We start from the raw sequence: 22,775 nt of genomic DNA, 5'->3' as shown, positions 1-22,775 counted from the left end.
GCGATCAGCGGCGGTTAACGATCAAACCCAACACGAAGCCAACAGCGGCGGCAATACCCACTGCGCGCCATGGATGATCGTGCACATAGTCATCGGTAGCGCGGGCAGCGGCTTTGCCTTTTTCAACCACGGCAGACTGGGCGTCCTGCATCACTTCCCGCGCGCGGCGCAGGCTGGTCAGGGCTTTTTCACGCAGTTCAACAGCACGCTCGCCAGAAGAAGAAGCGGCTGCCTTGAGCAGGTCCTCGGCATCGCTCAGCACGATCTTCATGTCACTGAACAGTTTGTCTTTGCTGTTGTCCATGTTTTTATCCTCGACAAGGGTTGGGGTTTTCGAGGGTTTAGTCTAACAAAGGAAGGCCGCTTGCGAGGCTGCCAGCCGCTTGTAGGGCCGCAATTTCAATCACCTCTGTAGAGAAAATCCATCACTGCGTCGATGCCGGACCACGCCTCCGCTGCATTGGGGCTTTTCACCAACACCGCCACAGACCACCATTGCCCCTCACGGTCGCGCAGGTAGCCCGCTACCGAGCGCACGCCACTCAAGCTGCCTGTTTTCAAATAGGCATATCCATCCACTGAATTCACGCGTTTTTGAAGTGTTCCATCCACGCCAGCCCGCGGGAAGCTCGACAGGTAATCGGGGAAATCAGCCCTCAAGGCCATGTTCCGCAAAAACTCGGTCAGTCCGCGCGCATCGACGCGGGTTGAGCGAGACAGACCTGACCCATTTTCGAAATACCAGTCCGGCGTGCGTATGCCCTGCCCTTGCAACCACTGGATCATCTTGTTGTTGAAGGCCTGCGGTGAACCCGCCACAGCCAGTTCCAAATGCCGAGCCATCACGTTGTTGGACCACTTGTTGACCTGCCGCACATCCTCAGCCAGCGTTTTGCCCACTGCGGTGTACAACTCCACGGTGTTGGTCGGCGTTTTTCCTTTGATGACAGGGCCACCAAGCTCACCTCCCAGCTGCGCCCAAATCTCCCGAAACCAGGATTCCCACAACCAGTCCTGCGGCGGAATACGGATCGGCAAGCGCGCAGTGCCACATCCACGCGGGTAGGCGCCTTTCACCGTCACCACCACGTTGCCGCCCTTCTTTGCAAAATCCACATCCATGCTGTTTTTCCAGGCACCGCAAACACCAGGCGTCAGCTTGATGTCAGACACAAAAGCCCAATTGGCAGGCGCTTCCTCTGCGATAACCTGTACAACCCCTTGATTGATCTCCAGGGTTAACGACATGGCACCGAGGTTCATTAGCAGTGCATAAGGTTGTGCGTTGTAGGCACGGTGGGGGGCCTCATCAAACGCCTCTGCATCGGCGGCTGTCAGCGCTACACCCACGTCTGAAAACAGGGTGTCGTCCAACACCACCGGGCCCCGAATGGTTTTAATACCTTTCATCCGCAGCGCACGCAGGGCAGACCACAGGTCTTGCGTCATGAAGTCGGGTGCGCCACCACCCCGAATGTACAGTGGCCCATTGAGCACGCCGTCCACAGGTTCAGCCGCCGCCATGAATGCGGTTTTGAACCGGTACGTGCTGTTTAGGGCATCCAATGCCAAACCGGTGGTGAACACCTTGGCCACCGAGGCAGGGTTCATCAAACGGTCCGCACCATGGGTATAAGCCAGGGGGCGTGATTTGACATAGGGGGGAATGGGCATGGCTTGCACAGCCAAATCGTCAGGTGAAATACCAACCTTGCTGAAGGGCTTGAGGAGCTTGCCGGGCAAGTCACGGAAAACCGGCTCGGGATAGCTTTTTGGCGCTGCGGTGGAGGGGCTCGCCGTGGCGGGAGTAGCGAGCGCACTGGCAAAGGCCAAAAGGCCTGCACCGATCAACGCCTGCATCCATGTGGATAACCCATCCCGCTTTTCGCTGCCGATTTGCCCCAACATGCCGCTGCCCCCTGAATACTGAAGGACATGAGCTTATCACTCCACCTTGCGCACTCATGAGGACAGGCTTGAATCAGGTTCGACTGTGGACGTCTTTTTTGCGCTCCCAGGGTCGCGCTTTGTCCGGCTTCACCTCCGACTTTGGCTCCACGGGGGCGGAATCCTTCACGGCTGCACCTTCTTCGACCACCGCGTCGGGCTTTTTGGCGGCTGTCGGTGACTCGGGCGAGGCTGATTTCGGCAACCAACGCTGCCGGGGCGCGCCAGGTGGCCCCTCACCTTCCGAAGGCGTGCTCGCTGAGCTGTCTGAAGAGTCTGCCCCGGGGCCGCTGGCTGAAGATGCCTTCTCTCCGTGCTCCGGCTTGTACGCCGAGGGCTGGATTTCTGGCTTCACCACATCAATCTGGTTGGCAATCATGTAATCGTTCATGTCCCGCCAGCCATCAAACACACCAGCCGGGTGACTCTTTGGGTTTAGCGCAAAGCAATCCTCCAGCGCCCGGCCTGAGTGTCGACAGGCCGCACCAATGGCTTTGCTGTCCTCAATCGACAACTTGCCATCCAGCCCGGGGATCTGCGATAGATCGCACGAGCTCAGCATGGTGGCTGCACCCGCCACCATGAATAGTTTCAGTTTTCTCATGACCAATTTCCTGTCAACAATGGACCTCTAATGGGTTAACGACCGGAAAATCCAAAAGTTGATGGTCTCGAAGGGTCAGCACTTCACCCAATCGAGGAGCGCTTCTAAAGACACACGGCGACAGCACATTTTTCTTGTGCATTGCACCGTAACCCAGTACACTGCGCGCAGATTGCAAATCAACGGGTCGTTATCACCCCTTTTCTGGACCGCGTTGGGTTGCCTTTGTTGCGCAAGCCGTTTTGGCTTTCGCTTTCGCCCATCGCCGCCAGTTCTTCTGCACCACCGCTTGGCTATACTCGCCACGCACTTAAGGTTGCGTCATTTCTGTTCGTCGATGATTGCTAGATTCCACATCGATTTGGAACAATTGTCATGTTGACCTCGTTTGAAGAAATGGGTCTTGCCGCGCCTTTGCTGCAAGCCTTGAATGCCCTGAATATTTCTGTACCCACCGCCGTACAGGCTGAAGTCATTCCATTGGCCTTGCCCGGTGGCGACCTCATGGTGTCCAGCCAAACCGGCTCTGGTAAAACCTTCGGTTTCCTGCTGCCCGTCATGCACCGCATGATGGAAAGCGAGCAAAGCCCAATGGCTGCACTGGCCGGCCCTGAAGTGCTGGTGCTCTGCCCCACCCGCGAACTGGCCCAACAAGTGAGCCAAGACGCGATCAATCTGGTCAAGTTTTTCAAAGGCCTGCGCATTGCGACCGTGGTGGGCGGCATGCCCTACGGCAAACAAATGGCTGCGCTGCGCGGTGCCCGCCTGGTGGTGGGTACGCCTGGTCGTCTGCTAGACCTGGCCCAACAAGGCAAATTGAACCTGTCCACTGTGAATGCGCTGATTGTGGACGAAGCCGACCGCATGTTGGACCTGGGCTTTTCTGAAGACCTGGAAGCGATTAACGCCCTGTGCGCCCAGCGCGAACAAACCCTGATGTTTTCGGCCACCTTTGCCAAACGCATTGTGGGCCTGGCTGAAAACCTGATGAATGAACCGGTGCGCGTCGAAATGGCCGCACAAAATGAAACCAATGCAGACATTGCACAAAAGCTGATGTGGGCCGACAGCCGTGGCCACAAGCGCAAACTGCTGAACCACTGGCTGGAACACCCGGACATGGTGCAGGCCGTGGTCTTTACCAGCACACAAATTGACGCCGAGAACCTGGCCCGTGACCTGATGGACGAAGGCATGCGTGCCTGCGCGCTACACGGTGGCATGCCCCAGGTTGTGCGCAACCGCCGACTGGCCAGCGTACGCAAAGGTGACATCAAGGTGTTGGTGGCCACCGACGTGGCGGCCCGCGGTCTGGATGTGCCAGCCATCTCCCACGTGATCAACTACGGCATGCCCATGAAGTCGGAAGACTATGTGCACCGCATTGGCCGTACAGGTCGCGCGGGCCGTTCCGGTATTGCAGTCACCTTGGCCGAAGCCAGTGACATCATCACCGTGCGCGGCATCGAGCGTTTCATCAACGCCCGCATTCCTGAAGAACAAGTCGAAGGCCTGGAACCCAAAGGCAACTTCAACGTTGCGCCACGCGGTGGCAACAAACGCGGTGGCAGTGGCGGTGGTCGCAGCTCTGGTGGTGGCCAAGGTGGCCGTCGCAGCGGAGGCTACGAAGGCGAACGCAAATTTGGTGGCGAGCGCAGTTTTGGGGGTGGTGAGCGCAGTTTCGGCGGCGAACGCAAGTTCGAAGACCGCAAACCGTTCAATCGGGAAGATCGTCCTCAGCGTGCCGAGCGTTCGTTCGGCCAAGACCGCCCATTCGGTGGTGACCGCAAACCGCATGGCGAACGCAGCTTCGGCGGCGAACGCAGTTTTGGTGGTGAGCGCAGCTTCGGCGGCGAGCGCAAGTTTGACGACCGCAAGCCTTTCAACCGCGAAGATCGCCCTCAACGTGCCGAACGTTCGTTCGGCCAAGACCGCCCATTCGGCGGTGACCGCAAACCCCAGGGTGAGCGCAGTTTTGGTGGTGAGCGCAGTTTCGGCGGCGAGCGCAAGTTCGACGACCGCAAGCCATTTAACCGCGACCGAAGCGGCGCAGGCGAAGCAGCGAGCCCCAACAAAAAATGGAACCGCGACACAGAGCGCACAGCAGCACCCCGCTCTGAGGACCGCAACCGTCCAGCCTTCCGGCCCGGTGCCCCCAGCGGTGCCCGCCGTGAGCAAGCGGCCAAGTTTGGTCAGGATCGCGGTGGATTTGCTCGACGTCGCGCCAGTTAATCGGTAGACGGGACAAACCCCAACCCAAAACCCTCAGTGTGCTCACTGAGGGTTTTTTCTTTTTGTGCGACAATCCATTCAAACTCAAACAAACCCAATCCGGATGTTGTCCACGTGAACCCCAAACCCAAATACCAGTGGCTGGCACACAGTGCCCGTCGGTCGCGCTTTATGGCAGACCGCAGCATTGTCGCCATCATGGTCTATGCATTCGCCTTGATGGTTGGGGCTGTGGCCGTGGGCTTTGCTTACGTGGCTGACTACGCGGCCGAGTGGAACAAAGAGCTGTTCGAGAACCACACGCTGTTGGCCCTTTGCCTACCACCTTTGGTGTTTCCCGCCGTGCTCTGGATATGCAATCAATTTTTCCCGGGGGCCGCAGGCGGCGGCATTCCCCAAGCCATCAAAATCATTCGTCACCCCAAACCTCGACTCATCAGCCACCTTCTGGGGCCCAAGTCCTTTTTTGGCAAGCTGATTCTCACACCGGTGGTGCTGGCCGCCGGGGCATCCAGTGGCCGTGAGGGCCCCACGATTCAACTCGGTGCTGCATTCATGGGTTTTGCCCACCGGGTACCGGCCATTGCCCGTTTGTTTGATGCGCGTTCTTTGGTGATTGCCGGCGGCGCTGCGGGTTTGGCTGCAGCATTCAACACGCCGCTGGGTGGACTGATGTTTGCCTTCGAGGAACTGGGCCGCAGCAAACTCATGAAACACACGTCCACGCTATTGATGGCGATTGTTCTCGCAGGCTTGGTGACCCTGATTGCCCAAGGGAATTACTCCTATTTCGGCTATTCCAATGCGACCATTGATTGGGGCGAGGAATGGCTCACCATTCTGGCTTTGGCCGTGTTTTGCGGGGTAATTGGTGGTTTGTATGGGCGGGCCATGCTGATTGTGGTGAACAAGAACACTGCTGTGGGTCGATTCCGGAGCCAACACCCTTACTGGTTTGCTGCCATCTGCGGTGGGTTGCTGTCACTCATGGCTTATTTCATAGGCTCAGAAGTATTGGGTGCCGGCTACCACGAAACCAAGCTGGCTCTGCAAGACGACGAAGCACTGCCGGCCGGTTATTTCGCCACCAAAATGGTGGCCACGCTGATTTCCTACGCCAGTGGCGTACCGGGCGGCGTGTTTGCACCCACCTTGTCCATTGGTGCTGGTGTGGGTCAGTTCTTCGCAGGTTTGGTGAATCACGATGCTGCGCCGCTGATGCTGCTGGCCATGGTGGGCGTATTGTCTGCCATCACACATTGCCCAATCACCGCATTTGTGATTTTGCTGGAGATGGTGGACAACCACGAATTGGTGATGCCACTGATTTTTGTGTCCGCCATTTCAACACAGGTCAGCAAGCGGATTTTGCCTGCATCGATCTACCACATGCTGGCCAACCAAATCAAAGTGAGTTTTCACAACCCAACACCGCCCGAACACAAACCCGAGGACTCAAAGCCTTGAAGCAGGCATGGGTCAATCGAATTGCCTGTGCGCTTCTAAGCTGCGGCAGCCTTTGCATGACTGTCATTGCCCAGGCATCTCAACCAGCGCTGGACACCATCAAAAACCCGGACCTGCACTGCGGCGAAGCGTATGAATTGGACGCCTACGAAGGTTTGATGGGCGCTTTGGCCACCCAGCCAAGCAACGCGTCCGACCTCAAGTTGCGTCGGGGGAACCGGCAACTCGCCTTGGTGATTCACTTTGCAGCGGGCTCATCGGCTGTGCCCAACAATTGCCAAAACACACTCAACACACTGGCCGAGCGGGTCAAGTCCACGCGGGGCAGCAAATTGCTGATTCGATCTGCAACCAAAACAGCCAGCAGTTCAGAGATGGACTTGGCGATTGCCGATGCGCGGCTGGAGCAATTGAAAACGTACTTTCGAAATCAACGGGTGGCGCGCACCGCGTTGATCCTTGAACTACACCCCGCCCCATCCAGCCCGCTGATTGAAGACTCTGTTGAGGTGCCACGTGTGGTTGAGATTTACTTTTCTCAGGCCAGTGGATCGTAACCCAACCGTTCTTGCAGCTTGCTCAGCAACGTGGCCAGCTCAGCGGCCGAGCGAATCTTCAATTTTTCAAACACATTGGCCCGATGCACCTCAACCGTTCGCATCGAAATGTCGAGATCGGCGGCGATCACTTTGTTCAAACGCCCTTGGGCCACCAGGGCCATGACCTCTCGTTCACGGGGCGAGAGGGTGTCAATCCGATTCATCCACTCTTTCAGTGAATCCTGGTTGTCGAGGAACTCGCTGGACTTGTGAAGGGCTTGCCGAACGCGCTCAATCAATCGGGCATCGGTCGTCGGCTTTTCGTAAAAATCGAATGCGCCGTTTTTAACTGCCTCTACGGCTGTGGAAATATCCCCATGGCCAGTCAAAAAAATAACCGGCAACCGCTCCAGACTGTACTTTTCCCGCAGCAACCACTGAAAAACCTCCAGTCCGGATATGTCAGGCATGCGAAGGTCGAGCAACAGGCACAGCCGCGCCGCGCTGTGAACATAACTGTCCAGATCCCGTTTGAAGTCGTCAAACCGACCGTAGCCCTGCACTGGCAGATCGGCGGTTTCAAACATCCATTTCAAGCCTTCTCGAAGGTCTTGATCGTCATCCAGCAGTAGCACTTGATTGGTTCGGCTGATTTCCAGGTCGTTCATCGTCAATGAAATCCTTCAGGGCCATGGGCAGGTTCATGGTAAAACAGGTGCCTCCGGTGGGCACAGGTTCCGCACGCAGACGGCCTCCATGCGCTTCAGCAACAGAGCGGCATAGGCTTAAACCAAGCCCCAAGCCATCCGGCTTGGTGGAAACCAATGCTTCAAACATTTTCTCGGGATTGTTCAGGCTAAGGCCTGGCCCGTCGTCTCGGACAGCAATTTCAAAAACATCTGAATTGGAGCGGGTCACAATCCAGACATTTCGAATGCGTTGGGCTGCGGTGAATGCCTCAGCCGCGTTCTTAACGAGATTGACCACGGCCTGTTCCACCATGATCCGGTCCACAAACAAGACCCATTCGCCATGTTCAATCTGAAAATGCAAACGGACATCGTGTCGAACCGCAAGGCTGGTGACCATGAAACGAATTGCATCCACCAACTCGTCCACTCGCACATGCTCGCGTTGTGGCTTGCGTTTCCGGACCAGGTTTTGTACGGACCCTACCACCCGCCCGGCGCGCTGCGCCTGGTCGCGCAGTTTTTCAAACAACTGCGCAAATTTGTCCACCGAAGCACCCCGCTGGGCCAGGTTCAAACCAGCCTGCGCGAAAGACACCATGGTGGCCAAGGGTTGATTCAACTCATGGGCGATGTTGGTCGCCACCTCACCGACCAATGCGAATCGCGATGCAGCCTGCAGCTTTTCACGCTGCTCGGCGACCAAAGCTTCCGATCGCTTGCGGTCCGTGATGTCGATCACTGAGCTCATCCAACCTGTTTGCTCCCCCTTTCCGTCTCTCAAGGGTGCTTCTACGATCAGCACATCGATCAATCGCCCCGACTTGTGCTGATAAACCGTCTCGAACCCGTCCGGAGGCGCATTGCCAGACAACACATTGGCAACCAGCAGCTTGTATTCCTCAGAACTCTTGGTAGGCCAATACGGCAACGGCTGTGGCACACCGATCAATTCGTCGGGTTGGTAGCCCACCATGTTGCAAAAGGCCGGATTCACATAGCGAATGACACCATCCAGATCCCAGACCCGCAAACCGACCGCCATGGAGTCCTGCATGGATTGACGAAACTGCTTTTCATCGCGCAGCTTTTCTTCAATTTCCAAACGCTGTCGAGAGTCACGCCACAACAACAAAAAGGTGCCCAGCAGCAAGGCCAACAAAAGAACCGTTAGAGAATTGAATACGTGACTGAGCAAGACTGGTCGACCATCGCTGTTGCTGTAGGTCCTGAGTTGAAGGGCAAGCCCCCCGAGTTCCAGTTCACTGACCTGGGAAAACTCGGGTCGCTCACCCAGGGGGCGACGGGTGGCACTGCCAAACACGTTGCCATCCAAGTCGGTGATCGTCACATCGGTCGACTCCAACAGCCACTTGGGCATTTCTTCCTGTAGAAACCGATCCAGATCAATGATGCCCACCAGCACTGAATAGCCGTCTGGCCCCATGTTGACCGACGCCACGTATCGAAAATCATCCAGATTGAACGGGCCGATGACGCCGTCGCTTTTCAGCAGCATGCGGGTGTTCACGGCTTCTTCGACCTGTTGGCGAATTTTCATCAGGGCAATGTCCGACAATTGCTGGGTGTAGGACCCCACCAGTTCAACCGCTGGGTCCCGATAAACAGCCACCAAACCGGGCGAGCTGCGGGCCAACTGCTCAAGGCTGGCTTTCAGCCGATTGGATTTGTAGATGGACGAATCGCTGGCCAGGGAATCCAGCGATGCAGACAATCGTTTGATCTGGAATTGGATGGTATCGGCAGTCCACAGCGAGTTGCTGATGAGCTTTTTCTGATTGGCTTCTCGCTCTTGTTGCTTGGTGTAATACACCGCCCCGCCAACAATGACCATCAACAACAAAAAGACCAACACCGGCATGCCAAAACGCAGGGCTTGCCGGGTCCGAAGGTCTTTGGATTGAAGAAGTTGGGCTACACTTTTGAGCATGCGTGGATCATGCCACGAAACCCCATCCGAAAGCCCGGTCCTGTGGAAAGCCACAATGGGCCAAGCCTCATCTCTCTGGGATGTTCTAAAAAAACCAAAGCATCACGCACCATGAAACCTACTGTCCTGATGGTTACCACATTGCTGGCCTGTGCAATGTTGACCGCTCCGGGTTGGGCGCAGGCCAAGCCCAGCATCGTCATTCGCTTTAGCCATGTGGTGGAGGAGGACACGCCCAAAGGCCTGGCAGCACTGGAATTCAAGCGGCTCGCGGAATCACGCTCGCGTGGCAGGGTACAGGTTCAGGTGTATCCCAATTCCTCACTGTACAAAGACAAGGAAGAACTGGAGGCACTTCAGTTGGGCGCGGTTGAAATGTTGGCCCCGTCGCTGGCCAAATTCGGTCAGTTGGGGCTGAAAGACTTCGAAGTCTTCGACTTGCCCTACATTTTTCCGAACCGGGAAACCTTGAACACGGTGACCCGGGGCCCGATCGGCAAAAAGCTTTTTGAGCAACTGGAAGCCCGGGGCATCAAGGGGTTGGCCTATTGGGACAATGGATTCAAGGTCATGAGTTCAAATGCTCCCTTGCGCTTTCCGGAAGACCTGAAAGGCAAACGGATGCGGATTCAACCCTCGCGCGTGATTGAAGCGCAGATGGAGGCATTGGGTGCTACGCCCATTCCGCTGGCCTTTTCCGATGCCTATGCAGCACTGGAAACCGGACTGGTGGACGGCACCGAGAACCCCCCATCCAACCTGTACTCCAAAAACATGCACTTGGTGCAAAAATACGTGGCGGTGACCAACCACGGGTACCTGGGCTATGCGGTCATCGTGAACAAAAAATTTTGGGATGGCCTGCCAGGAGATGTGCGCAAGCTATTGAACGACTGCCTGGAGGAAGCGACCCGCAAAAACAACTTGGAAGCAGACAAACTCAATCGGTCCGCACTTGAAGCGGTCAAGAAATCGAAAAAAACCCAGGTGATTGAACTGACCGACGCCGAGCGCGCGGTGTGGCGAAAAGCACTCGAACCGGTCTACCGGAAAATGGAAGGCCGGATTGATCGAGACTTGATCAACGCCATTCGACGAGTGGGCGAAAACTCGCAACCCCCCCTGTACTAACTCCTGAGACCAGAAATTTAAAGCCAGGCTCTTGAAATACGAACGGGTCGTCCCTATTATTAGCACTCGGTGACGGTGAGTGCTAAAAATTCCCGTCCAAATTCCCTTAAGCAATTCATTTTCAAGACAAATTTAGGAGTGGTTTCCATGAACATTCGTCCGTTGCATGATCGTGTGATCGTGAAGCGCCTCGACAGCGAGCGCACCACAGCATCCGGCATCGTGATCCCCGAAGCAGCCGCCGAAAAGCCCGACCAAGGTGAAATTCTGGCCGTGGGCCCAGGCAAGCGTGACGACTCCGGCAAGCTGATCCCCATGGACGTTAAAGTGGGTCAACGTGTGTTGTTCGGCAAATACGCCGGCCAGACCATCAAGGTAGACGGCAAGGAAGTGTTGGTGATGCGCGAAGAAGACATCATGGGCGTCATTGAAGCCTAATTTCAAGAATTCAGAGAGGAAGATTAAACATGGCAGCTAAAGAAGTATTTTTCGGCGACGATGCACGCAGCCGCATGGTGCGTGGCGTGAACATTCTGGCCAACGCAGTGAAAGTGACCTTGGGCCCCAAAGGCCGTAATGTGGTGTTGGAGCGTTCATTTGGCGCCCCCACAGTGACCAAGGACGGCGTTTCCGTGGCCAAAGAAATCGAACTGAAAGACAAGTTTGAAAACATGGGTGCCCAGATGGTCAAGGAAGTGGCTTCCAAGACCTCTGATAATGCTGGTGACGGCACTACCACCGCGACAGTACTGGCCCAGGCCATCGTGAAGGAAGGCATGAAGTTCGTGGCTGCTGGCATGAACCCCATGGACCTGAAGCGCGGTATTGACAAGGCCGTGTCTGCCGCCATCGAAGAACTGCGCGCACTGTCCAAGCCCTGCTCTACCACCAAAGCCATCGCCCAAGTGGGCTCCATTTCCGCCAACAGCGACGAATCCATCGGCAACATCATTGCTGAAGCCATGGAAAAAGTGGGCAAGGAAGGCGTGATCACTGTTGAAGACGGCAAGAGCCTGGACAACGAACTGGACGTGGTTGAAGGCATGCAGTTCGACCGTGGTTACCTGTCCCCCTACTTCATCAACAACCAGGAAAAACAGGTTGCTGCACTGGACAACCCATTCGTGCTGTTGCATGACAAGAAGATCAGCAACATCCGTGACCTGCTGCCCACACTGGAACAAGTGGCCAAGGCTGGCCGCCCATTGCTGATCGTGGCGGAAGACGTAGAAGGTGAGGCCCTGGCCACACTGGTGGTTAACAACATCCGCGGCATTCTCAAGACCTGTTCCGTGAAAGCCCCTGGTTTCGGCGACCGCCGCAAGGCCATGCTGGAAGACATCGCCATCCTGACCGGTGGCGTGGTGATTTCCGAAGAAACCGGCATGAGCCTGGAGCATGTAACCCTGGAGCACCTGGGCCAGGCCAAGCGCATTGAAATCGGCAAAGAAAACACCACCATCATCGACGGTGCCGGTGACGCAACCAACATCGAAGCACGTGTGAAGCAAATCCGTGCCCAGATCGAGGAAGCAACCTCCGACTACGACCGTGAAAAACTGCAAGAACGCGTGGCCAAGCTGGCTGGCGGTGTTGCTGTGATCAAGGTTGGTGCAGCCACTGAAGTGGAAATGAAAGAAAAGAAAGCCCGCGTGGAAGATGCCCTGCATGCCACACGTGCTGCCGTGGAAGAAGGTATTGTTCCTGGCGGTGGCGTTGCCCTGCTGCGCGCACGTGCCAAAATTGCTGGCCTGAAGGGTGCCAACCCCGACCAGGACGCTGGTATCAAGATCGTGTTGCGCGCCATGGAAGAACCGCTGCGCATGATCGTAACCAACGCCGGTGAAGAGTCCTCCGTGGTGGCCAACAAGGTGATGGCTGGCGAAGGCAACTTCGGCTACAACGCAGCCACCGGCGAGTACGGTGACATGGTGGAAATGGGTGTTCTGGACCCCACGAAGGTAACACGCACCGCATTGCAAAATGCAGCGTCTGTTGCTTCCCTGATGTTGACCACCGACTGCATGGTTGCAGAATTGGTGGAAGACAAGCCTGCAGCACCTGACATGGGCGCAATGGGTGGCATGGGCGGCATGGGTGGCATGGGCATGTAATTGCCCACGTTGCGAACCGGCAATTTTGTTGGTTTGCACACCCCGCAGCACATCAAAAAAGCGAGCCTTTGGCTCGCTTTTTTGTTGGGTCTGTCTAGGACGACACAGGCTGGACATTGCAACAAGACATCCTGTTCTCCAAAGTGAGCGTGAATCGAGAGATCGTCCGAACTGAATAACAAATGATCTCAAGGATTAAGTAGTCAAGTGGTCAAGTGGTCATGCAAAGTTCAGCATTCGACAAGCCAATTCAATTCACTTTAAAGCGCCCTGCATCACTGGAGAGTTGCTGAGAAAGCTTGGCCAAACCGTCCAGCGTGCGACGAATCCCCATGACGCAACTGGCATTTTCCTCCGAACGCGCCGCCAGCCTTTCAATGTCTGTAGACAGTTGATGCGTGGCCTTTTGTTGTTCGGCCAGCGATGTATTGACCTCGACCACCAAACCACTGACCTCGGACGCTGCATTGCCCAGTTGACCCAGAACAGTTCTGGCCTGTTGCATTCTCGACAGGTTGGCACCCACCGATTCCGCCCAGACCACCATTTCGTTCACAGCCGATTGGGTACCGCGCTGTATTGCGCTGACCATTTGCTCGATCTCAGAAGTGGACTCGGTGGTGCGCTCGGCGAGGCGTCGAACCTCATCGGCGACCACTGCGAAGCCCCGGCCACTTTCACCGGCACGAGCAGCTTCAATGGCTGCATTCAGCGCCAACAGATTGGTTTGCTCCGCAATTGCCTCAATGGTGGCGATGATTTGGGTAATGCTTTCAGACTGCCGCCCCAGTTCTTGGACGGTTGAACTCAAACGTTCGGCACCCTGTGCCGTGTTCTGCACATCACGGGCTGACTGCTCAATTAGCGCCACACCCTCTGCCGACACCGCACAGGAAGCCTGAGAGGCACGGGCGGTCTGGTCGGCTACCCCGCCCAATTGCTGAACGCTCACGCTGAGCTCCTCCACCCCGGCAGCCATGGTGCTGCTGGTGCAGGCCTGCTCTTGAGCAGACTCATCAACGGTCGACAGTTGCGCCTGGATGTCCTGCAAAGACTCGTCCAACTGAGCCGCGCGTTCGCGCAGGCCTGACACCAAGCCAGCCAAGCCTTCGCGCATGGATTCGAACGCATGGGCCACACTGCCGGCGGATGCTTTCAACACGCTGCCCGACATTGTGGCCTTGAGGTCACCCTGCGCAATCCGCTGGGATATCTCTGCCAATTCAGACGGTTCCACGCCCAGTTGCCGAATGATGGATCGAGAAAAACCATACAAGCATCCACCAAGAACGACCAAGGTCATCGAGAGCGCACCGGTCAACCAGAGGCTCAGGCTAGAAGTGCTATGGTCAATAATGGCTTTCAGTTCGGTCGTTGCAGCCTGCTGCGCCGCCTCACTGTCTTTCAGCAGTGTATTTCCCGAGGCGACAACCGCTCGGTCGATGCCGTTTACCGCAGCGTCCAAACGCAGGTACTGAAGGTCATCGCCGGGCACATACTGATTGAGCTGCGCACGGTATTTCTCCGACACCGCATTGAATTGGGTTCGCCAATCCTCAACAGCCTTTAACCGTGTTGGATTGTCGGCAATCACCGGAATTTTTTTAAGGCGATCACTGTCCTGCAAGAACCCCGCAATGAATTCATCAAACTCACGGGAATACTTTATCCGGTGCTTTTCACTGGCGCCGCGCAGCATCACATTTTTGAATGAGGACGCCATTTTGGTGGTGTCATGAACCCCTTTGGCCACCAAACGGGCCACCTCGCTTTCCTGCACCACACGCTCAAGCCCTTGAGCCTGCGCGCTGGCCATGGCGTTGACCCGGGTATACAGCAATAGGCCCGTGGCCACCACCAACAGGCTGATGACGGCCACAACACCGATGGCGCGCTGTTTTAATGTCCAAGAAGTATTCATGTTGACCAAGCCCTCATCTCAAGTTGTCACACTGTAGAACCTTAGTATTCGTTTAAACCGAGGGGCTTCCGCCCCCAGTGTGGGCGAGACTTTGAGTGCCAAACGGGTGAGAATCCCGTCCAAACGGGAATTGACGGACGATCCTTTCCCTTCTATAATCATGGGTTACTTGAATCAACTTAACTTTTGCAAGTGTTTGGGTATTAACAGGTTCGACGGCAAGGGGCTGATCGAACCCACCCAAGTGGCTGCAAACGGAGCGCACCATGAAAGAGAATACCCACCCGAATTACCGCGAAGTCATTTTCAAAGACATGTCCAACGGCAAAGAGTGGATCTGTCGCTCCACAGCGCCCAGCAAAGAAACCATTCAGTACGAAGGCCGTGAGTTGCCATTGATCAAGTTGGACGTTTCCTCTTATTCGCACCCTTTTTACACTGGCGCACAAAACACCATTGTGGACACAGCCGGTCGCGTTGAAAAATTCCGTCGCCGCTTCGACCGCTTCAAGAAGTAATTCGACGTTGGCACTCGCCGTTGTCAAAGCGGCGCACAGGCAGTCAGGCAACCCCTGGCTGCCTTTTGCATTTCAAGGGCCGGAATTGGCATGAGCCGGCCACCGAATTGATCCGATTCGAGACACAATAAGAACCATGGTCCTAACTGCTGCCCTCACCGCCTCCAACAACGCCCGACTGTCAAGGCGACTGCTTTGGGGCTTGATCCTCCTCTACATCCTGCCTGGTCTTTTTGCCAGGACGCCCTGGAAACCGGAAGACTCCAGCGGGTTCGGTCAAAGCTTTCATTTTTTCAAGGCGCCCTTCGAGCAGTGGGCTTATTCCCAGATCGGTGACCGCCTGTATGTCGAGGGCGGATTGGCAGCAGCCTGGTTGGCTGGCCTGCTGGGCAAATTGGCCAGTATCATCCACATCCCCTACGCCTGGCTGGACGACGCCATGCGCTTGGGCAATGTGTTCTGGCTGATTTTGGCAGGCTGGGCCATTTGGAACACCACCTACCGCCTGGCCAAACGTGTGGAACTTCAACCCGAAGACCCACTGGGTGCCGCCCCCACCCGGGTAGACTATGCCCGCGCAGTGGCCGATGCATCGGTGTTGTGTTTGCTGGCCACCCTGGGACTGCTGGTGAAGGCCCACACCCAGGTGCCTGAGGTGGCCGAGCTGGCTGGTTTGTCCCTGATTTTGCTGGCTGCCGTGCGTGCATTGGACCGCCCCATTGGTGCAGGCTGGATGTTGGGTTGGGGCATTGTGATTGCCCTGTTTGCACGGGGCTGGGCGCATTGGCTGCCCTTTTTGCTTTTGTTGCTGCTCAGCAGCGCATCGCATGCCTCGATGCGGTTTGGTTTACTGCGGCGCATGCTGCGGGCCGCGGCCATCGTGGCCATCGCATTTGTCCCCTGGTTCATCTGGTTGATGAGCCTCAAGCACGGTGAAGCGTGGTGGCATGCCTGGATGGGCTGGAACAGCCAGCGTTTTCTCATTCTGGACCCCACCAAGTCGCTGGATGCGGCCACACTGGTGACTGCCCTGAAAACCAGCCTGTGGTTTTTGTGGCCCATTTTGCCCATGGCCGCTTGGACCCTGTGGCGTTATCGGGCCGCATTTCGCGAGCCCTCCATGCGCATTCCCATGGCAGCGGCACTGGCTGGTTTTGTGGTGCTCATGATCACCAACCCATCGGAAGAAGCCAACTACATTCCCTTGCTGCCGCCTTTGTCGGTGCTGGCGGCTTTGGGCTTGTCGACCATGCGGCGTGGCTTGATCAGCCTCATCGACTGGTTTGCTGTGTTGTGTTTCACGCTGATCGCCGTGTTGGTTTGGTTGGGCTGGACGGCTGCAACCTTCGGCTTCCCGGCAAAAATTGCGTCCAATTTCGAAAAGCTGTCGCCAGGCTATGTGCCTGACGTGATTGGCATTGAACTCGTGGTGGCCATGCTGGCGACCTATGCCTGGGTTCGCCTCATCATCTGGAGAACCACCTCACGCAAGAAGGCGCTGTGGCGACCCATGGTGCTGTCCTGCGGTGGCGTGATCCTGATTTGGCTGCTGATGATGACACTGTGGATTCCCAGAATTGATTACGCAAAAACCTTCAAAATGGTTGGACAAAACCTGGCCAATACCGTGAAGCAAGAAGGGGGCGAAGGCCCGCAATGCGTGCGGGATTTCAACTTGGGCGATGCACAGCGCGGCACACTGGAATACCACTCTGGACTGTCTTTTTACAGTCGGCAATCGGCGGTGGATCGTCACCGTTGCCGTTTCCTGATCCTGCAAGATGACACCCGCCGGGCATTTCCGGTCAAATTTGACTTTGAGCAAAACCAGGGCAGTGATTGGCAGCAGGTGTGGAGCGGGCGCCGAAATTCGGACAAGTATGAATACTTCTTTTTGTACCAGAAAAAAAGTGACTGGCTGAGCCACCACCCAGCAGCAAACCATGCAGAGCAATGATGTTGAATTTGCGGCCAACCACCCGCGACGTGCGCTGATTCGCCAGGCCATTCCGATTTTGGTCGGTCAGTTGGCGGTCATGGCCAATGGCTTGGTGGACAGCATGATGGCTGGCCATGCGGGTTCGGACGTGTTGGCGGCCATGGCAGTGGGCTCATCGGTCTACATCAGCCTGTACGTGGGCTTGATGGGGGTCATCATCGGGCTCACCCCCATCTGCTCCGGGCACTACGGCGCCGGGCAATACAGTGAAGTGGGCCAGGACGCCGCACAGGGTGTCTGGATTGCGCTCCTCCTGAGTGCGCTGGGCTTGCTGGTTCTGTTCAATCCCGACTTCCTGTTCTCGCTCACAGGCACCCCTGCCAGCATCGCCACCGAGGCCAAAGGTTACCTGACAGGCATCGGTGTCGGACTGCCAGCCGCGCTGGTCTTTCGGGTGTTTTACGCCATGAATCAGTCCATTTCGCGCCCGGGCGTGGTCATGGCCCTTCAGGTACTTATGCTGGCACTCAAGGTGCCGTTGAATGTGTGGTTCATGAAAGGGGGTTGGGGGCTTCCAGCCCTGGGGGCAGCCGGGTTTGGCTGGGCCACCGCATTGACCATGTGGGTGGTGCTGGGTGTGTCTGTGGCGATGTGGAAAATCGACGCCCGTTACGCCCCGTTTCGCATCCATCGCTGGGTGGGCCCAGACAGCAAACGGTTGCTCAATATCCTGAAATTGGGCCTGCCGATTGGGGGATCGTATTTGATTGAGGTGACATCATTCACCTTCATCGCCCTGCTGGTGTCCCGTTTTGGTGTCAACCAGGTGGGCAGCCATCAAATTGTGTCCAACATGGCGGCAGTGGCCTACATGATGTGCCTGGCCATGGGAAACGCCACCACAGTCATGGCAGCACAGCAACTGGGGGCAGGTGCACCCCGCGTGGCGGTGGCCATGGTCAAGCGCGGGCTGGAATTGGCCATGGGCATTGCGACCCTGGTGTGCCTGTTGTTCTATTTCTTGGATCGACCGCTCATTGAGATGTACACGCGCGACGAAACAACCATTGCCGTGGCACTTTCATTGATGCCCTGGGTGATTGCCTACCACTTCATCGATGCCATACAAACCGTGTGCTCGTTCTCGTTGCGGGCCTACAAGGTGTCCGGGCGTCCCATGTTGATCTACTTCATCGCCTTGTGGGTGGTGGGCATTGGCGGCGGTATGTGGCTGGGGGTTTGGCAGCCAGCGCCACTGCAGGCCAAGGGGTTCTGGATGGCCAGCGTGGCTGGTTTGCTGCTGGCCGCAGTCGGATTGGGCAGCCTGTTGCTACACACCATGCGGCGCAGCGTCACACAGACCATACAGGCTGCGCATTAAATACCCGGGATGTCCTCGGCGGGCACAATGAAGTGCTCGCGGTAAAACCGCAATTCATCGATGGACTCGTGAATGTCGGACAATGCCGTGTGCTTGGTTTTTTTCACAAACTTGCGTGCCGTGCTGGGGTTCCATCGTTTGCACAATTCCTTGAGCGTGCTCACATCCAGGTTGCGGTAGTGAAAATACGCCTCCAGGCGGGGCATGTACCGTGCCATAAAACGACGGTCCTGGCAGATGCTGTTGCCACACATGGGGCTTTTGTTGGGGCCGATGTACTGCGCCAAAAAATCAAGCAACAATTGCTCGCCTTGCTCCTCGGAAATCGTCGATTCTCGCACCCGTTGCGTAAGCCCGGAACGCCCGTGGGTGTTGGTATTCCAGGCATCCATCCCAGCCAGGACTTCATCCGATTGATGAATCGCCAGCACAGGCCCCTCGGCCAATACATTCAATTGGCTGTCCGTCACCACAATGGCCACCTCGATGATGCGATCGGTCATCGGGTTCAGTCCCGTCATTTCCATGTCGACCCAAAGCAATCTCGAATCGTCGCGGGGCAGGTTGCTCGGTGTTTGGCTGACGGCAGTGTCGTTGGCTTGTGACATAATCGGGGCGTGAGGGAGAGATCCTTGGGAGAGCGTTATTGTCGCACAGGCCCCAGGCTCCTGCTGAATATCCAAAGGTGAGTCCGCGATGGTTTTTACAGAAGTGTTTGTGGCCGTGGTGGCCGTGAGTTTGGTTTTGCGCTTGTACCTGGCCACCCGCCAGGTGAAAAACATTGCACAACACAGGGCCGCTGTACCGGCTGAATTTGCAGGGCAAATATCCCTGGAAGCCCACCAAAAAGCAGCCGACTATTCCATCACCAAAACCCGACTGGGCATGCTGAACATGGGTCTTGAGGCCATCATTCTGATGGGCTTTACCTTGTTGGGCGGGCTTCAACTGATGCAGACCTTGTCGTCGCAATGGGCCAGTGGCTTATGGGCTGGGCTGGGCATGATCGCGATGGTGGGGTTGCTGGGCAGCCTGCTCGACCTGCCCTTGTCGTATTACAAACAGTTTGTGGTGGAGGCCCGCTTCGGTTTTAATCGAATGAGCAAAGGCCTGTTTTTTGCCGATTGGGCCAAGGGGCTGTTGCTGGGCACCTTACTGGGCGGTCCGCTGGTGTTTGTGGTGCTTTATCTCATGCGTCAAGCTGGCGACCAGTGGTGGCTGTGGGCCTGGATGGTCTGGTTCGGTTTTAGCCTCTTGATGATGTGGCTGTTTCCCACCGTGATTGCCCCGCTGTTCAACAAATTCACACCGCTGGAAGACGGCGCAACCCGACAACGCATCCTCAACCTGCTCAACCGCTGCGGATTTGATTCCAGCGGGCTTTTCGTGATGGATGGCAGCAAGCGCTCTGCCCACGGCAATGCGTATTTCAGCGGCATGGGAAAAGCCAAACGCATCGTGTTTTTTGACACGCTGCTGGCCCGTTTAAGCGATGACCAGATTGAGGCGGTACTGGCCCATGAGCTGGGGCATTTCAAGAAAAAGCACATCGTGAAGCACCTCGCATTTTCAGGCATGGGCAGCTTGTTGATGTTTTGGGCGCTGGGTATGCTCGCCAACACCACCTGGTTCTATGTCGGCTTGGGCGTCACACCCGACCTGGTGAATGGCTCGGAGGCCATGGCCTTGGTGCTGTTCATGATGGTCCTGCCCTACTTTACATTTCCAATACGCCCGGTGATGTCGTGGCTAAGCCGCAAACATGAATTTGAAGCCGATGCCTATGCTGCAGAGCAGAGCGCACCGCAACACTTGGTGAGTGCATTGGTCAAGCTCTACCAAGACAATGCGTCCACACTCACGCCCGACCCGGTTCACTCCGCTTTTTACGACAGCCATCCGCCCGCATCCATCCGGATTCAACGGTTGAAAGAGCGCATGGGCAGCGCCCATTGGCAAACATTTCAAGCGCAAGGTGCCCAATGAGCGCAAAGCCAGTCAACCAACACATTCGCAGCACGGCCGACTGGCTGCACGTGGCTTGCACACACCAAGACACAGCATGGACCAGTGAGCAGGTGGCGCAACAACTGAAGGAATTTCCCCACTGGGCGGTCGAGTTTTCAGCCCATTCAGCACAACCCACCTGCCTGTGGCGAACCTATGCATTTGCCAGTTTTGAAGGGGTGAAAATGGCTGTGCACGCCCTGATGCATTTGGCCGACGACGAAGACCACCATCCGGATGCGTCCTTCGGCTATAACCGACTGACCGTGAAATGGAGCACACACAGTGCGGGCTGTGTTTCAGACAATGATTGGGCCTGTGCCGCAAAACTGGATGACGCCTTGCGTCACATCGGCTGAACCCGGGACACCATATTTTGGGAAAAATCAAATTCTCGGCCAAAGGAAAACCGACCTCCAATGCAGCCCATCAAGACGTGCTGAGCCACGGATTGGTGGTGGCCAGCCACGGTCGTCATTTTGTGGCGCGGGACGAAGACGGCAAATTGTGGCAACTGTTTGGCAAGGGCAAACGGCGTGAAGTGGCGGTGGGCGACGAAGTTAGCATTCGACCCAGCGGCGACGAACAAGCCTGGGTGGAAGAAATTCTGCCACGACGAAACCTGGTGTATCGCTCGGACGCGCTCAAAAGCAAACTGTTTGCAGCCAACCTGGACCAAGTGGTGCTGGTGTTGGCCGTAAGCCCACCCTATTCCACCGAGCTGTTGGGCCGCACCCTGGTGGCCTGCCAACACGCGGGTGTGCCATTGCATGTGGTGTTCAACAAGGTTGACTTGTTTGACGATGTGCAAGAAGCCATGGTCGAATTCACCCATGAATTGAACGAATGGACCCGGGGAGAATGCCCCATTCACTTCGTCAGCCTGACCGAAGCCCCGAAGGATGCGCAGGCTCACATGTTGAGCCTGCTGGAACACAAGCGAACATTGATCCTTGGGCAGTCGGGGATGGGAAAGTCAACGCTGATCAATTTGTTGATTCCCGAGGCCAGGGCCAGCACCAATGAAATTTCCATGGCATTGAATGCAGGCAAGCACACCACCACTCACACCCAAATGCACTTTGGCGAGTCTGGTTTGGAGTTGATCGATTCACCGGGATTTCAAGCGTTTGGACTGTTCCACCTGACTGAAGACGAATTGCTGGACGCCTTCCCTGACATTTCAAAACCAGGCATGCGCTGCCGGTTTGCCAACTGCCAGCACCTTCGTGAGCCCGATTGCGCGGTCAAACTGGCGTTGGAAGGCGGCGACTTGTCTGAAGCCCGATTTGAGCTGTTTATGCTGTTGCGGGAAGAATTGCGCAGCGGACGGGGCTACGAATGAAACGGGTTGGGCATCCACCCCAACAAGGCCAGCAAGAGCCCCAGCGACAACCAGGCGACCACGCATTTCAAAATGAGTTGTCGAAACTGTTGCAGGGCTTGAACAGGCGCATCATCTGAGCCTGACAACCCGGCGTCACTGCCGTGAGGCAAACCGGAAGACAATCCCACTGCAGCCAGACAAGCGGCCGTCAGGGGTGCCCAGTTTGAAAAACGCGATTGGGTTTGAGCGGAACGCCAGGCCAGCATGACCTCATCAAATTGTGACACCAGGGCAACCGTTAAGCCCAACAAACGTGAAGGAATCCACTCCATCAAGAAGAGCACAAAACGCGGACTGATCAGCGCGCGTTTGCCGTGTGTGTCCCACAAATCACCCAGGCTGGGCAATTCTTGCAGGTGCGCCTGCGACACCCACAACTGGCGCTCGCGCACCACACTCCAATGGACAGCCATGTACAACACCAGTCCGGTTGGGCCGGGCACAGCCAGGTACCAGAAAATGACTGCAAAGTATTGGCGCAGGGCACGCTCTGAACCGTGATAAACGGCAGAGACCACCAACTCATCTGGCCGCTGCACATGCACCTCCGAGCCGTCGTATTCCTTCATCCAATTCAAGAACAATTCGCGCGCACGAAAGAAATCGCCCTGATTCAGAAACAACTGGGCCGTGGTGTACACCTCGGCAAAATGCTTGAATCGCAAACCATACAGAATGATGGTGACGCTCACCACACCGGCCAGCAAGGGCCAAGTGCCCAGCAACACCTTGTTGAGGAAGTAAACCCCCACCGTCCACACCAACACGGGGGCCAACCATTGCAAATGAACCGCCGAGGCTGCGCCCAATTTGACCAGGTCAATTTCAAACTCACGGCTCAGGTGGTCTACACCAATCCGTGCTCGATCAAACAGTCGATCCGGCAGGAGGGTTTCCAGAATCACAGCGATGATGAGGGCGAGATAGGACATGACCGTGGCGTTGGGA

At 56.4% G+C, this 22,775-nt stretch carries 20 protein-coding genes; 12 read left to right on the top strand and 8 right to left on the bottom strand.

Annotation, left to right across the window (positions count from 1 at the left end):
- Positions 1 to 4: 4 nt before the first annotated feature.
- The 3 genes from VGE55_RS05020 to VGE55_RS05010 all read right to left on the bottom strand — a co-directional run bounded on the left by VGE55_RS05020 (position 5) and on the right by VGE55_RS05010 (position 2,551).
- The gene (locus VGE55_RS05020; RefSeq protein ID WP_256764666.1) at positions 5 to 304 is read right to left on the bottom strand and encodes a DUF883 family protein; all 300 of its coding nucleotides are present in this window, start codon (positions 302 to 304) and stop codon (positions 5 to 7) included.
- A 95-nt stretch (positions 305 to 399) separates the two neighbouring features.
- Positions 400 to 1,908 (bottom strand): D-alanyl-D-alanine carboxypeptidase/D-alanyl-D-alanine endopeptidase, encoded by a 1,509-nt coding sequence (gene dacB / locus VGE55_RS05015; RefSeq protein WP_331130607.1) that lies wholly within the window; start codon positions 1,906 to 1,908, stop codon positions 400 to 402.
- 73 nt (positions 1,909 to 1,981) lie between these two features.
- Positions 1,982 to 2,551: a hypothetical protein gene (locus VGE55_RS05010; protein WP_331130606.1), complete on the bottom strand. Its 570-nt coding sequence runs from the start codon at positions 2,549 to 2,551 to the stop codon at positions 1,982 to 1,984.
- A 375-nt stretch (positions 2,552 to 2,926) separates the two neighbouring features.
- On the opposite strand from VGE55_RS05010, the gene VGE55_RS05005 reads away from it, so the two are divergent.
- The 3 genes from VGE55_RS05005 to VGE55_RS04995 all read left to right on the top strand — a co-directional run bounded on the left by VGE55_RS05005 (position 2,927) and on the right by VGE55_RS04995 (position 6,807).
- Positions 2,927 to 4,783 carry a DEAD/DEAH box helicase gene (locus VGE55_RS05005; protein ID WP_331130605.1) on the top strand — a complete coding sequence of 619 codons (1,857 nt, stop codon included), beginning with the start codon at positions 2,927 to 2,929 and terminating at the stop codon, positions 4,781 to 4,783.
- 114 nt (positions 4,784 to 4,897) lie between these two features.
- The gene (locus tag VGE55_RS05000; protein WP_331130604.1) at positions 4,898 to 6,250 is read left to right on the top strand and encodes a chloride channel protein; all 1,353 of its coding nucleotides are present in this window, start codon (positions 4,898 to 4,900) and stop codon (positions 6,248 to 6,250) included.
- 56 nt (positions 6,251 to 6,306) lie between these two features.
- Entirely contained in the window at positions 6,307 to 6,807 is a 501-nt protein-coding gene (locus VGE55_RS04995) for a hypothetical protein (RefSeq protein ID WP_331130603.1), read from the top strand.
- Here the strand turns inward: VGE55_RS04995 and VGE55_RS04990 are convergent.
- A complete protein-coding gene (locus VGE55_RS04990; RefSeq protein WP_331130602.1) occupies positions 6,789 to 7,457 on the bottom strand; it encodes a response regulator transcription factor in 669 nt (222 codons plus the stop codon). The genes VGE55_RS04995 and VGE55_RS04990 overlap by 19 nt on opposite strands.
- Positions 7,408 to 9,429: a PAS domain S-box protein gene (locus VGE55_RS04985; RefSeq protein ID WP_331130601.1), complete on the bottom strand. Its 2,022-nt coding sequence runs from the start codon at positions 9,427 to 9,429 to the stop codon at positions 7,408 to 7,410. Before VGE55_RS04985 ends, VGE55_RS04990 begins: the two co-directional genes overlap by 50 nt.
- 111 nt (positions 9,430 to 9,540) lie before the next feature.
- Between VGE55_RS04985 and VGE55_RS04980 the strand changes: the two genes are divergently transcribed.
- The 3 genes from VGE55_RS04980 to groL all read left to right on the top strand — a co-directional run bounded on the left by VGE55_RS04980 (position 9,541) and on the right by groL (position 12,674).
- Positions 9,541 to 10,560, top strand: a complete 1,020-nt coding sequence (locus VGE55_RS04980; RefSeq protein ID WP_414674959.1) for a TRAP transporter substrate-binding protein — start codon at positions 9,541 to 9,543, stop codon at positions 10,558 to 10,560.
- A gap of 147 nt (positions 10,561 to 10,707) precedes the next feature.
- On the top strand, positions 10,708 to 10,998 hold the full coding sequence (locus tag VGE55_RS04975; protein ID WP_256764675.1) for a co-chaperone GroES: 291 nt from the start codon (positions 10,708 to 10,710) through the stop codon (positions 10,996 to 10,998).
- Positions 10,999 to 11,027: 29 nt separating this feature from the next.
- Positions 11,028 to 12,674 carry a chaperonin GroEL gene (groL, locus tag VGE55_RS04970; protein ID WP_331130600.1) on the top strand — a complete coding sequence of 549 codons (1,647 nt, stop codon included), beginning with the start codon at positions 11,028 to 11,030 and terminating at the stop codon, positions 12,672 to 12,674.
- A gap of 250 nt (positions 12,675 to 12,924) precedes the next feature.
- Here groL and VGE55_RS04965 read toward each other — a convergent pair whose 3' ends face one another.
- Positions 12,925 to 14,595, bottom strand: a complete 1,671-nt coding sequence (locus VGE55_RS04965; RefSeq protein WP_331130599.1) for a methyl-accepting chemotaxis protein — start codon at positions 14,593 to 14,595, stop codon at positions 12,925 to 12,927.
- Positions 14,596 to 14,861: 266 nt separating this feature from the next.
- On the opposite strand from VGE55_RS04965, the gene VGE55_RS04960 reads away from it, so the two are divergent.
- The 3 genes from VGE55_RS04960 to VGE55_RS04950 all read left to right on the top strand — a co-directional run bounded on the left by VGE55_RS04960 (position 14,862) and on the right by VGE55_RS04950 (position 18,433).
- Positions 14,862 to 15,113 (top strand): type B 50S ribosomal protein L31, encoded by a 252-nt coding sequence (locus VGE55_RS04960; RefSeq protein WP_331130598.1) that lies wholly within the window; start codon positions 14,862 to 14,864, stop codon positions 15,111 to 15,113.
- A 136-nt stretch (positions 15,114 to 15,249) separates the two neighbouring features.
- A complete protein-coding gene (locus tag VGE55_RS04955; RefSeq protein ID WP_331130597.1) occupies positions 15,250 to 17,070 on the top strand; it encodes a hypothetical protein in 1,821 nt (606 codons plus the stop codon).
- Positions 17,057 to 18,433, top strand: coding sequence for an MATE family efflux transporter (locus tag VGE55_RS04950; RefSeq protein WP_331130596.1), 1,377 nt, complete (start codon positions 17,057 to 17,059; stop codon positions 18,431 to 18,433). Before VGE55_RS04955 ends, VGE55_RS04950 begins: the two co-directional genes overlap by 14 nt.
- Here VGE55_RS04950 and orn read toward each other — a convergent pair.
- Positions 18,430 to 19,041, bottom strand: coding sequence for an oligoribonuclease (gene orn, locus VGE55_RS04945; RefSeq protein ID WP_331130595.1), 612 nt, complete (start codon positions 19,039 to 19,041; stop codon positions 18,430 to 18,432). The genes VGE55_RS04950 and orn overlap by 4 nt on opposite strands.
- An 88-nt stretch (positions 19,042 to 19,129) precedes the next feature.
- Here orn and VGE55_RS04940 point away from each other — a divergent pair, with 88 nt between their 5' ends.
- The 3 genes from VGE55_RS04940 to rsgA are packed head-to-tail and all read left to right on the top strand — an operon-like array spanning position 19,130 to position 21,785.
- Positions 19,130 to 20,419, top strand: a complete 1,290-nt coding sequence (locus VGE55_RS04940) for a M48 family metallopeptidase (RefSeq protein WP_331130594.1) — start codon at positions 19,130 to 19,132, stop codon at positions 20,417 to 20,419.
- On the top strand, positions 20,416 to 20,799 hold the full coding sequence (locus VGE55_RS04935; protein WP_331130593.1) for a 4a-hydroxytetrahydrobiopterin dehydratase: 384 nt from the start codon (positions 20,416 to 20,418) through the stop codon (positions 20,797 to 20,799). The genes VGE55_RS04940 and VGE55_RS04935 overlap by 4 nt, the downstream gene beginning before the upstream one ends.
- Positions 20,800 to 20,816: 17 nt before the next feature.
- Positions 20,817 to 21,785, top strand: a complete 969-nt coding sequence (rsgA, locus tag VGE55_RS04930) for a ribosome small subunit-dependent GTPase A (protein WP_331130592.1) — start codon at positions 20,817 to 20,819, stop codon at positions 21,783 to 21,785.
- Here rsgA and VGE55_RS04925 read toward each other — a convergent pair.
- Positions 21,776 to 22,759, bottom strand: coding sequence for a hypothetical protein (locus VGE55_RS04925; protein WP_331130591.1), 984 nt, complete (start codon positions 22,757 to 22,759; stop codon positions 21,776 to 21,778). The genes rsgA and VGE55_RS04925 overlap by 10 nt on opposite strands.
- Between the last annotated feature and the right edge of the window lie 16 nt (positions 22,760 to 22,775).

Origin of the sequence: Limnobacter sp., assembly GCF_036405155.1 — a bacterium.
Lineage (GTDB): Bacteria > Pseudomonadota > Gammaproteobacteria > Burkholderiales > Burkholderiaceae_B > Limnobacter.
Note: the sequence above shows the minus strand (reverse complement) of the source record. Positions and strands in the feature narration are given on the sequence as shown.